Consider the following 12,841-nt stretch of genomic DNA (forward strand, 5'->3'; position numbering starts at 1 on the left):
TTTACAATGAAAAAGATATTATTATTAAGTATAGCGTTATCAGCATTGACTGTTTCATGTCGTGAAGAATTTCTTGAATCTGCACCTACGGAAACGATTGCTGATGCTCCTGCACAAACAAAACTGAATGGTTTGTATGTGATGATGATTAATACAGGAACGGGAGGAACGGATCTGGATCATGACGACTTCGGTCAGAAAGGATACGATATTTACAGTGACATGCTTTCTCAGGATATGGCGCTTGAGGCGACATCTTACGGATGGTATGTTGCCATGGCCAATATGAGTGCTCAGACAGACTTTACCAATACCATGAACTACAAGCCATGGAGATATTATTACAGAATGATTGCTGGGGCCAACCAAATTATCGATGCTCTTGGTGGTACAAATTCAGTTCCTGCTAGTGATGCTGATAAATATGCGATGGGACAGGCTAAAGCGCTTCGTGCTTATGCATATTTCTATCTGATGCAATTCTATACCAAAGGCTATACTCCAGGAGAGGCTGCCATTCCAGTATATACTAAAGCAGGGATGCCGGCACAGCCAAAATCGACTCAGGCTCAGGTTTATGCTCTTATCGTGGATGACCTTACCAAGTCGGTTGACTATTTGGAAGGTTTCGCAAGAACAAACAAGGGGATGATTGATCAGTCTGTTGCCAAAGGACTTTTAGCATATACATATGCTGCTATAGATCAGCCAGCACAAGCTGCTGCTTTATCTAAAGAGATCATCAATGATTACGGATATACATCAACATCGAAAACTGAGACAGTAAGAATGGCTCATTCTGCTGGATCTAGCGTAGTAAGTGGAGGTGGATTTAACGATCTTAAAACACCAAGCTGGATGTGGGGGTTTGATATCGCAGTTGTTAACGGTTTAGATCTTGTAAGCTGGTGGGGTCAGGTGGATATGTTCACCTATAGCTATGCTTCTGTAGGAACTAGAAAAGGAATAGATCTAGGTCTTTACAATAGCATGAGACCTGAAGATATTAGAAGAAATCAGTTTGTAATGAGTACTATAGCTGATAGTGAGGGAACTCCTATTGCAACTACTCCTGCAAGAAACTTCCCTGGAAATAAATTCTTTGATCTGAACAGAATTGCTCAGGGACAAAGACAGGTAACTGCGGATTATGTTTTCATGAGAGTGGACGAATTCTATTTCCTTGCTGCTGAATCTCTAGCTAAGATTGGTCAGGATGCTGAAGCAAAAACCATCTTGAAGCAAGTATTAAATAATAGATATACTGATCCAACTCCAGTTCCTGTTCCAGGAGTTAACCCTGTTGTTAATGCCTTCCTTGATACTATGACAGGTACTGCACTTCAGGCGGAAATCTACAACCAAACAAGACTTGAGTTCTGGGGTGAAGGTAAAGCTTATTTAGCATTTAAGAGAAACAAAGCTACCGTTACAAGAGGTTCCAACCACTTGTTCTTCGTAGGTACTGCTTTCCCTTACAATGACCCAAGAGTTTCTTTAACAATTCCACAGGAAGAAATTGTAAATAACCCTCATTTCTAATCTATAGAAAAGGTCAAAAAAGGAAAAATTTCTTTTTATTTAACTAAAAAGGTTGTCTCAAAAATGAGACAGCCTTTTTTTTATTAAATTTGCGGTACAATAATGAATAATGAAATATATCCTTTTCATAATCACCTTCTTCAGTTGTGCAGCTAAGGCACAGGTTGTTGATACCATAAAGACTCAAAAGCTTCAGCAAAAACAAGAAGATACACTGGTCATAGACTCAGGAAAGAAAGATTCTTTAAAAATTTTCAAACCAACCATTAACGATTATCAGTTTCAGACCCAGTTTGCAGAAAAGAAAGTTTTTGATACGGTCATGACTTTTGATAAAACCTATATATTTTCTCAGTATAACAATAATGACAACTTCGGAAGAATACAACCTGCCAATATAGGAGCAGGATTTAATCCGCTTGTTTTTGAAGTGAATGCAGAGCAGAATTTATCTTTGCTGCCCTCCAATAAATCCTATATGATTCTTGGGGCCAATGATATCAAATACTATGATGTAAAAACCCCTACTGCTACGTTCATTTATCATAATGCCTTGAGAAATGGGGCAGCATTAAGATCTACCTATACTCAGAACATTGGCAAAAGATTCAATTTTGCTCTTGAGTACATGGGACTTCGTTCTCAGGGACTGTATAGAAATTCACTGGCGTCCAATAATAACACCGTATTTTCAGGACACTATATTTCAAAAAGCGGTAAGTATGAGCTTTTTGCGCACTATCTTCACCAGAATGTAAACAATCAGGAAAGTGGTGGGATCACAGAAGATAACCTGTTTCAGAATGGTGACAGTAATTACAGTAACAGGCAGAATGCCCAGGTTTACCTGGCATCTACGAGTTCACAGTTTTCTTACAGGAGATATTATCTGAGTCATCAGTTTACCCCATTCAATTCGGAAAAATTCCCGTTCAGCGTCAGACACACGATTTTTCATCAGGGAAATAAATATTTTTATAATCAGGGAGCGCTGGAAACTAAGTGGTACAGTGCACCTGCTGACCTTGTCAATGGTTTTCCGCTCACTACCAAAAAGTATTCTGATAATCTCAGCAATACGCTAAGTCTGGTTTTCAATAATGAAAAGTTCAAACTGGATGCCGGAGTTCGTTACCAGATGATTAAATTCGGGATAAGAGATATGGTTGTAGTGAACGGTGTGCCATTTCCAGGTGAACTTAAAGAAAACAGAATAGGAGCAGTGGGAAATCTAGAGGTAAAGCTTTGGGATAAAATTCAGCTGAATTCATTTTTAGAGTTTTCCAACGGAAGCCAGTTCAAAAGTTATCTTAGAACCACAAATAATCTGAAGTTTGAACCCATCAAAGATTATTTTGTCAATGCTAAAGTGAATTTCCAAAGTGCTTACCCGTCTTTCAATTACCTGCTGAATACTTCTGTGTACAGAAATTTCAACTATTACCTTGAAAATGCAAAGAATCAATCAGTAATGGAAGTGGGAGGGAGCATCAACCTGAAGTGGTTTAAAACAGAAATTTTTGCCAATTATTTCAGAATTGATAATTATGCTTATTTTGACAGCAACGGAACTCCGAAGCAGAGTGCAAACTCCTTGAATATTTCTCAGATCGGAGGTGACGCAACATTCAGCTATGGTAAATTTCATTTGAATACGAGGCTCCATTTTCAAAATACCCTGACTAATAAAAACCTGCTTCCACTGCCTGGCTTTATCGGTAGAGCCAATATTTTCTATCAGACTCAGGCTTTTAAAAAAGCAGCGGAAATTCAGGCTGGTCTTAAAATTTATTATTTCTCTAAGTTTGCTTCCAGAGATTATTTTCCGGTTCTTAATGAATATATTCTTCCCAATGCAGACGCATTTTCAATCGGTGGACAGCCTATCCTGGATCTTTATATCAATATGAAAGTTAAGAAAATGTTCTTTTTCATAGAAGGACAGCAAATAGGAACTGTTATTTCCAACAATAAAGCATACGCATTTCCACATTATCCGGTGTACGACTTCAGATTAAACATTGGGATTGTGTGGTATTTGTTCAACTAAAAAACAGTACAGGTTGAAAACAATTAATAAAATACCATTTAACGATATAGGAAGCATCCCTCAATTGGTAAAAGATTTTTTAAATCAAAAAATTGAAGGTTTTGAACAGAAGATATTCTCTTTGGATCATTTCAAAGAGCAGCTTCATCTTAAAACGGACTCTTTTGCCTCAGCACAAAGAAATATACTTTCTGAGGTGCTTGAAGAACAGCTTTCCGATTTAAACCTTTCTTCTAAACAAAAGACGCATCTGGAGCATCTTAAGCTTCCCAACACCGTTACCATTACAACCGGCCACCAGCTGAATCTTTTTTCAGGACCTGTCTTCTTTGTCTATAAAATATTACAGACCATAAAGACCTGTTCTTATCTTAAAGAAAATTTTCCGGATTTTAACTTTGTTCCGGTGTACTGGATGGCATCCGAGGACCATGATTTTGCAGAAATCAATCATTTTAAAACAGAAAATAATTATTACGAGACCCATGAAAAGTCAGGTGGCCCCGTGGGAAGAATTGAGATCAGCGGTACCTATTTTATTTCTGAGTTTGAAAAAGAATTCAAAGATTCCATTTTTGGAACAGAATTGATTCTAATGCTCAAAGAAGCATATCAGCCGGGAAACACGCTTACACAGGCTATTAAAATTCTAGTCAACCGTCTGTTTTCAGAATTTGGGCTTTTGATTGTAGATGGTGATTCCAGCGCGCTTAAAAGTCAGATGAAAGAAATATTCAGAAATGAACTTCTTCAATTTGGTTTACAAAAAGCCTCACAAGATAAAGTAGATTTTCTGACAGAGAAATATGGTAAAGTACAGGTGAATCCCCGCGAAATCAATTTGTTCTATCTTTCTGAGACCAGAGACAGGATTGAATTCGACGGGCAGAAATATATCGTTGTAGATACCGATATCCGGTTTACAGAGGAGGAAATCCTGGCAGAACTGGAGAATCATCCTGAGAGATTCAGTCCCAATGCATTAATGCGTCCTGTATACCAGGAAAAAGTACTTCCCAATCTTGCTTATATCGGAGGTAATGCCGAGATCATGTACTGGCTGGAATTGAAAGACTATTTCTCAGCAGTCAATATTCCTTTTCCAATCCTGATCCCGAGAAATTCTATGCTCTTTCTAAAGGAAAAAACAGTGAAGAAGATTGAAAAGCTGAATCTTAAAATAGAAGATTTCTTCCAAAATTTTACCGTGATTACCAATCATAAAATTTTGAAGGATAATGTGACCCTGCAATTACTGGAAGAGCAGGAAGGGGTATTGATCAACAATTTTTCAACATTAAAAACTTCAGCAGAAGCTACTGATAGATCTTTTGGAAATCTGGTAAAAGCGGAGGAAGTAAGACAACTCAACTCTTTTAAGAGAATGAAGAAACGTCTGCTGCATGCTGAAAAAATAAAACAGAATGAGTTGCTGGAAAGGCTAGAGAATCTATTTTTAGATGTTCATCCGGCTAAAACCTGGCAGGAAAGGGTATACAATTTTAGTGTGTTCTTTTCAGATTACGGGTATTCATGGCTTGAAAATTGTTTGGAAGAAATGGTGGTTCAAGAATCCAAATTAATAATTGTTGCCATTTAATTTTAAAGAAGTATTTTTGTAAATTATAATTATCGAATATGATAAAGAGGTTTTTTATTCTATCCAGTTTATGTATGGTTTTGGGAGTTTCAGCCCAGAAATCACATACCGTTGTACAAGGTGATAATCCTTACAATATTGCTAAAAAGTATGGAATAACTGTAGATGAATTGCTGAAGCTAAACCCTAAACATAAAGATGGTAAGCTTGCTATTGGTGATGTTTTAATGATTAAGTCAGAAAAAACAGCAACTCCGGTGGTTACAAAAACAGCGACTGCTGAAAAAGTAAATACGGGAGCAGGTGCTGTGGGGACCATCGTTTTACAGCCCAAGCAAACCATTTACGGAATTACAAAACAATATAGAATTTCTGAAACTGATCTGAGAAAACTAAATCCTGAACTGGATTCTCACATGAAGATCGGAGATGAGATTACATTACCTCTCGCCAGCATAAAAAAATATGGAGGCGCACAACAGGTGGCAGTGGCAGAAAAACCTGCTGAAGTTCCTGTGGAAAAGACAGTAACTGCTCCTGTGGCCGCTGTAGAAGGGGAAAACTATGTGATACAAGCTAAAGATAATTATTATAGAATTACAAAACAGTTTGGAATCAGCCAGCAGGACCTTTTTGCTTTGAATCCGGGATTGGAAGAAAAAGGATTGAAACCTGGTGATACCATTACAATAAAAAAATCCGCCACAGCTGTTGTTACTGAACCTGTGCACTCCAAAGTAAAAGTAGAGTCAGGGAATGAAAAGTCCTCTTCTGTTTCCCATGTGGCAACGGGAGATGATTATGTAACATATACTGTTCAGCAGGGAGATACTGTATTCTCTATTGTTAATAAATTTGGAGTTTCCATTGATGAACTTATTGCGCTTAACCCTGATCTGTCACAAGGATTGAAAACAGGAATGGTGCTAAAAATCAAAAAGCAGGATGCTGCCTATGTAAAGAAAAGTGGTGATGCCCTGAGCGTTATACTGATGCTTCCGTTTGGGTACAGTACCAATGAAACGCAATACAGAGCAATGGCCCTTGACTTTTTGACAGGAGCTAAGCTTGCCATTGAAAGAAATGCCAGAGGCGGACAGAAACTGGATATCAAAGTAGTGGATTCCGGAAATGAATCTTCATTTAAAAATTCGCTTACCCAGATCAATCCTGATAATACAGACCTGATCATTGGACCTTTCTTTAAATCCAATGTTATTGACGTTCTCGATTTTACAAAAAATCAGAAAATTCCGGTGGTGGCTCCTTTTGCCAATACACCCGAGCTGTACAATTACAGCAACCTGATTATAGTAGAAACCAATAATCAGACGTATGCTGATAAAATTGTTGAAGAAGTAAAAGGGGTATATTCTGATCAGAAAATATATATCGTTGCAGACTCTAAAAAAGAAAATGCAAATTACATCAAAGCAGGCCTTGAAAAGGCGGTGAAAAATCCTAATATTGTGATTGTCAATTCTCCGGCGGATATTCAGCTGGATCAGAACATGATGACGGGGCAGGCTGCTCCTGTTATTGCGGTTCTGGCCAATGATGATATGGGGGAGGCTTTTGCCAACAAAGTAATTGCTCTTTCCAAAGAAGCTCAGGGAGTAAAAGCATTCAGTATGTTCTATTCTCCGGTTTTTGAAAAGAAAGTAGATGAGCTGAGCCAGGCCAATCTGGTTTATCTGATGGACAGAAAAATCAATACTGACGGAAGCTTTGAGAAAGAAATTTTAGCAGCGTATAAAAGCAAATACTGTAAAACGCCTCCGAAGTATGCGATAGTAGGTTTTGATGTGGTGAATGATATGTTGACCAGAGAAAACAAAAAAGGAGAAATCTTTAAACAGATGAATAAAGTTCAGACTCAACTTGCCACAAAATTTGAGTTTGTAAAATCTAAAGCGAACGGAGCCTATGTAAATACAGGGTATCGAGTAATCAGGTTGGTACCATAATGATTTATTCCCGTTTCAAAGGATATTGTTAACATTATAGTTATATTTGCATAATATTTAATTCAATACATGAAAGCACTTGTATTTCCCGGGCAGGGTTCTCAGTTTGTAGGAATGGGAAAAGAGTTGTATGATTCCAGAAAAGATATTAAAGATCTGATGGAATCTGCCAATGAGATTTTAGGTTTCGACATTCTTTCCATTATGTTTAACGGTACCGATGCGGATCTTAAGAAAACAGAGGTTACCCAGCCTTCAATATTTATACATTCAGTAGCAGCATTAAAAGCAGTAAACGGTCTTGGCGCTGAAATGGTAGCAGGACACTCTTTAGGAGAATTCTCTGCATTGGTTGCCAATGGCGTTTTATCTTTTGATGACGGTTTGAAGCTGGTATCAGAAAGAGCTAAGGCGATGCAGGATGCTTGCGATGCCAATCCAAGTTCGATGGCAGCGATCTTAGGCTTAGACGATGCTAAGGTAGAAGAAATCTGTGCTCAAATCAGTGGCATAGTAGTTCCTGCCAATTATAACTGTCCCGGACAGTTGGTGATCTCAGGAGAAACTCCTGCTGTAGAAGAGGCTTGTGCAAAACTGAAAGAGGCAGGGGCGAAAAGAGCACTGTTGCTTCCGGTAAACGGGGCTTTTCATTCACCATTGATGCAACCGGCACAGGAAAGACTGGCGGCAGCTATTGAAAAAACAAAATTCAGAAAAGCAACCATTCCTGTCTATCAGAATATAACGACTACTGCAGTAACCAATCCGGATGAGATCAAACAAAACCTGATCGCTCAGCTTACGGGGCCTGTAAAGTGGACGCAGTCCGTTCAGAATATGATTAAAGACGGTGCTTCCAACTTTGTGGAAGTAGGACCGGGAAAAACCCTTCAGGGATTGATCAAAAAAATTGACGGATCGGTAGAAGCTGCCTCCGCCATTTTATAAAAAAATATGAGCGCGATTTTTTCACCGGGTAAGCTTATGCTTACATCAGAATATTTCGCAATCGATGGAGCTCTTGTCTTAGCGGTACCTACCAGGCTAGGACAAGAGTTTTTCTTTGAAGAAAACGACGATGAAAGATCTTTGATTCTTTGGAAAGCTTACCATCAGAATACATTATGGTTAACAGCTGTTATTGATTATGAAAAATGGCAGGTTCTGGAAACCAATATTCCTTCGGCCGCTGCATTTATTCTTAAAACATTACAAAATGTTCAGCAGCTTTCGACACTTAAATTCAAAGATAACCTTACTTACCACTTAAAAACCAATCTTCAGTTTCCTGCGGATTATGGACTCGGAAGCAGTTCTACTTTAATGAACAATCTGGCGGAATGGGCCCAGATCGATCCTTTTCATCTGAATGCTGTCAGTTTGGGAGGCAGCGGTTATGATATTGCTGTTGCAAAAGAAAAATCTGCCGTGCTTTTTCAAAGCAAGCCGGAAATTGCATATGAAAAGGTAAATTTTGATCCTTCCTTTAAAGATGAACTGATCTTTATCCATTTGAATCAGAAACAGGACAGCCGTGAAGGAATCAATTTATATAAGTCCAAAACCAAGTATCCTGAATTGGTTAATGAATTTTCGAATATCACAAAGAAAATTTTGTTATGCAGTGAATTGGATAATTTTTCGGAATTAATGATGATTCATGAGAGGAAAATTGCCGATTTTCTTGAAATTCCTACAGTTAAAGAAAAAATATTCCCTGACTGCCCTTCTTTTGTCAAAAGTTTGGGGGCATGGGGCGGAGATTTTGTAATGAGTGCCAAATTTGGGGGCTTTAAAGACTATTTTTCGGAGAAAGGTTTTACAACTATTTTTGAGTGGGAAAATATAATTAATTTATAATCAATATTTTACGATCCTGTTTTTTTATTTGTCATTCTGACTTATATCAGTATATTTAAACCACCTTTAACAAATAATTAATATTATTTTTGTTGAAGTCAATAAAGAAATAGAAAATATAAGTAAAATGAAAAACACTAAAATCATCCAGGATTTAGAGAAATTAGGGATTAAAGGAAACTTTGAAGTAGTGTACAATCCTTCTTATGAGGAATTATACCAGGCTGAAGTTTCTTCTGAAAATCAGGGATTTGAGAAAGCTGAACTTACAGAATCTGGCGCGGTATCAGTAAAAACAGGAATTTTCACAGGTCGTTCACCTAAAGACAGATATATTGTTCAGGATGATGTTACAAGAGATACTATTTTCTGGGATGGTAAAGTAAATTTACCGACTACAGCAGAAATTTTCGGGTCTTGTAAAGAACTAGTGCTGAACCAGCTTGCTGAATCTAAAAAGATTTACGTAGTAGATACATTCTGCGGAACGAATGCGGATACAAGACTTAAAGTAAGATTTATCGTTGAAGTAGCATGGCAGGCACATTTTGTGACTAATATGTTCATTCGTCCTTCTCACTATGAGCTTGAAAACTTTGGAGAGCCAGATTTCACAGTAATCAACGGTTCTAAAACAACAAACCCGAACTGGGAAGCTCAAGGATTGAATTCTGAAAACTTCATCATGTTCAACCTTACTGAAAAATTACAGATCATTGGTGGTACTTGGTACGGAGGTGAAATGAAAAAAGGGATGTTTGCTATGATGAACTATTACCTTCCGTTAAAAGGTATGGCTTCCATGCACTGTTCTGCTAACGTAGGAGAAAAAGGTGATGTAGCTTTATTCTTTGGTCTTTCAGGAACAGGAAAAACCACTTTGTCTGCGGATCCGAAAAGATACCTTATCGGTGATGATGAGCATGGTTGGGATAACAATGGAGTATTCAACTATGAAGGTGGATGTTATGCTAAAGTGATAGATTTATCAGAAGAAAAAGAACCGGATATCTTCGCTGCAATCAAAAGAGATGCGCTTCTTGAAAACGTTGTTGTAAACAATGGAGTAGCAGATTATACAGACGGATCTATCACGGAAAATACAAGGGTTTCTTATCCTATTTATCATATCAACAAAATTGTATTGCCTTCTAAAGCAGGACATGCCAAGAAGATTGTTTATCTGTCTGCAGATGCATTCGGGGTACTTCCTCCGGTTTCTATCCTCAATGAAGATCAGGCACAATACCACTTCCTTTGTGGATATACTTCAAAATTAGCAGGTACTGAAAGAGGAATCACTGAACCTCAGCCTTCTTTTTCACCTGCATTCGGGGAAGCATTCCTTACCCTTCACCCAACCATGTATTCTAAAACATTGATTGGTAAAATGCAGGAGCATGGAGCTAAAGCGTATTTAGTGAACACAGGTTGGAATGGTACCGGAAAGAGAATTTCTCTTAAAGATACAAGAGCGATCATTGATGCTATCATCGATGGTTCTATTGATAATGCTCCTAAAACTCAGGTTCCAATCATGAACCTTGAGATCCCAACTGAATTACCAAACGTTTCTACAGGTATTTTAGATCCTAGAGATACGTATGAGAACGCTTCAGAGTGGGAAGAGAAAGCAAAAGATCTTGCTTCAAGATATATCAAAAACTTTGAGCAGTACTGTGATACTGAGGAAGGTAAAAAATTAGTTGCTTCAGGGCCTCAATTACAGGAACAGACTATCTAATAGTTGCTCATAGCATACAAAAGCCTCATCAATGATGAGGCTTTTGTATTTTTGTTCGAACAGATGTAGCCAATGTATTTATATTAAATCTTATCCTTTATTTTCATGAATCATTTTCTAATGGTCAATATGCATCTGTGAAAATCTGTGCGATCTGTGGGAAAGATATAAATTCTAAAACTATTTCAAACTTAAGATAGCCAATCTATAGCCGTCCATTCCAAAACCTGATACAACGGCATCCGTGCTGGCTGCTGTTACAGATTTCTGCCTGAATTCCTCTCTCTTGTAGATGTTACTGATATGGACTTCCACTTTCGGTTTTTGAATGTTTTTCAAACAATCAGCAATCGCATAAGAATAATGGGTGAAAGCTCCCGGATTCATCACTACAGCATCAAAATCATCTTCCTGAAGTCTGTTAATAAGCTCTCCTTCAATATTGGATTGATAGTATTTTAATTCATAGGTATGAAACTCGGATTTTAAATTTTCCAAATAGCTTTCCATGGAAATCGTTCCATAGATTTCAGGTTCTCTGGTGCCTAAAAGGTTCAGGTTAGGCCCGTTTATAATCAAAACTTTCATATAAAAAATTTACCCAAAGATAAATATTTTCTACGCACTATCGTTGGTATCCGTTTTTAAGTTTTGCTGTATGTATTCTGAAGGAGTAATTCCCTCTATTTGCTTAAAGACCCTGTTGAATGTGGATTGGTTGGAGAATCCGGCTTCTGTATAGACGTACATTAAGGTTGTTTTCTGAAAATCGGTTTCCTGAAGAAGCTTCTTCACATAGTCTATTCTATAGATATTGAGATAGGTATTAAAGTTGGGATACTCTTTATAGCGAATGGCCTTGGATATATAGGAACTGTTGATATCCAGAACAACACTTAGCCTTGAAAGATTAAGCTTGGTATCTTTAAAAAGCATATTCTGATTCATGATTGCCTCTATTTTTTCAAATAGGGTTTCCATAGCTTCTATATCTACAGAGTCTGATACAGCCCTTATTATACTTCTAGAATCTGGTACTGTTGTGATGGCGTCTTCCGTAGCATTTTCTACATTTAAAAGGGCAGAAGTTGCCGATGATACAGCAAGTTGATCTTGCGCTTCCAGTCTTTTGATCTTGTCTTTATAATGGATCAGTAAAAAGACGATTGATATATTGGAAATAAAGAGCAGGGTATCACTGAATTTAATCTCTTCACGGGTATGCTTGGGGAAATTAAAATTGAAATTGTTGGCCACAATGCTGACGGTAATGATGGTCACTATCACATATAGTGTATATAATAGTACAGCTTTTTTAGAAAAGTAAATATAAGCACCCAGTGGAATCGGCAGTAAAATTGAAAAGCTGGCTACAGAGTTTTCCCAAAACGAGAGTATAATATAAAAGCTATAGATCGGAACGCAGATCAGAAAAGTAGTGACCAGTAAATCCGGAGAATATCGTTTCCGTATAAATACATAAGGACCTCCTAAAAAAAGAACACCAACAGCAAGGTACCATGACATTATTTTGTCTGGAATAAAGAACGTAAATATGCCGACGTAAATGGCCAATATGAAAGTCATACTCACCACATATCGATCCATCAGTTCTAATTTCAATTTCTTTATTTCTTCTTTTTTTGAATTCAAATGAAGCAGGTTTAATGGGTTTAAACAGGTTGATTAATTAGTTTTATCAAAAATCATTTATCTAATATTTTGTTTTTAAGCTAGTTAATGAATTTCAGTCATTTTCTGGATTCTCATTTATCATTTAGTTTTTTGGTACACCTGTAAGGAATAACTTTGCAATAGAACTTTGAAAAATACAAAATGATGAATATAATCGTCATTGATCTTTATTCAAAATTCTTAAAACACACTTCTTTTTTGCATAGCCGGTTATATCATGTTGCAATTCAAACTCGAATTGTAGGAGTATGAATTTTGGCTAAATTATAGAAAAAAAATATAAGGTTAACTAACAATTTTTATTTTTTCAATTGTGGAGTTATTGTTGCGTGTTTGATCAACTTCATCCGTTTTGGGAAGTGAAAAATTGAAGCACATTTTAT

At 37.2% G+C, this 12,841-nt stretch carries 9 protein-coding genes; 7 read left to right on the plus strand and 2 right to left on the minus strand.

Annotated elements, in window-relative coordinates; translation table 11 throughout:
- Positions 1 to 6 precede the first annotated feature (6 nt).
- The 7 genes from DRF67_RS05420 to pckA all read left to right on the plus strand — a co-directional run bounded on the left by DRF67_RS05420 (position 7) and on the right by pckA (position 10,763).
- A complete protein-coding gene (locus tag DRF67_RS05420) occupies positions 7 to 1,542 on the plus strand; it encodes a RagB/SusD family nutrient uptake outer membrane protein (protein ID WP_115927317.1) in 1,536 nt (511 codons plus the stop codon).
- Between the two features lie 109 nt (positions 1,543 to 1,651).
- Positions 1,652 to 3,592 carry a putative porin gene (locus DRF67_RS05425; protein WP_115927318.1) on the plus strand — a complete coding sequence of 647 codons (1,941 nt, stop codon included), beginning with the start codon at positions 1,652 to 1,654 and terminating at the stop codon, positions 3,590 to 3,592.
- A gap of 13 nt (positions 3,593 to 3,605) precedes the next feature.
- The gene (bshC, locus tag DRF67_RS05430) at positions 3,606 to 5,192 is read left to right on the plus strand and encodes a bacillithiol biosynthesis cysteine-adding enzyme BshC (protein ID WP_115927319.1); all 1,587 of its coding nucleotides are present in this window, start codon (positions 3,606 to 3,608) and stop codon (positions 5,190 to 5,192) included.
- Positions 5,193 to 5,230: 38 nt separating this feature from the next.
- Entirely contained in the window at positions 5,231 to 7,159 is a 1,929-nt protein-coding gene (locus tag DRF67_RS05435; RefSeq protein WP_228435741.1) for an amino acid ABC transporter substrate-binding protein, read from the plus strand.
- A gap of 69 nt (positions 7,160 to 7,228) precedes the next feature.
- A complete protein-coding gene (fabD, locus tag DRF67_RS05440) occupies positions 7,229 to 8,107 on the plus strand; it encodes an ACP S-malonyltransferase (protein ID WP_115927321.1) in 879 nt (292 codons plus the stop codon).
- A gap of 6 nt (positions 8,108 to 8,113) precedes the next feature.
- Positions 8,114 to 9,019, plus strand: a complete 906-nt coding sequence (locus tag DRF67_RS05445) for a GYDIA family GHMP kinase (protein ID WP_115927322.1) — start codon at positions 8,114 to 8,116, stop codon at positions 9,017 to 9,019.
- Positions 9,020 to 9,146: 127 nt separating this feature from the next.
- The gene (pckA, locus tag DRF67_RS05450; RefSeq protein WP_115927323.1) at positions 9,147 to 10,763 is read left to right on the plus strand and encodes a phosphoenolpyruvate carboxykinase (ATP); all 1,617 of its coding nucleotides are present in this window, start codon (positions 9,147 to 9,149) and stop codon (positions 10,761 to 10,763) included.
- A gap of 180 nt (positions 10,764 to 10,943) precedes the next feature.
- Here the strand turns inward: pckA and DRF67_RS05455 are convergent, their stop codons facing one another.
- Positions 10,944 to 11,351, minus strand: coding sequence for a type II 3-dehydroquinate dehydratase (locus DRF67_RS05455; protein ID WP_115927324.1), 408 nt, complete (start codon positions 11,349 to 11,351; stop codon positions 10,944 to 10,946).
- A 30-nt stretch (positions 11,352 to 11,381) separates the two neighbouring features.
- Positions 11,382 to 12,416, minus strand: coding sequence for a helix-turn-helix domain-containing protein (locus DRF67_RS05460; protein ID WP_115927325.1), 1,035 nt, complete (start codon positions 12,414 to 12,416; stop codon positions 11,382 to 11,384).
- Between the last annotated feature and the right edge of the window lie 425 nt (positions 12,417 to 12,841).

The sequence above is a fragment of the Chryseobacterium pennipullorum genome, from assembly GCF_003384725.1.
Taxonomy (GTDB): domain Bacteria; phylum Bacteroidota; class Bacteroidia; order Flavobacteriales; family Weeksellaceae; genus Chryseobacterium; species Chryseobacterium pennipullorum.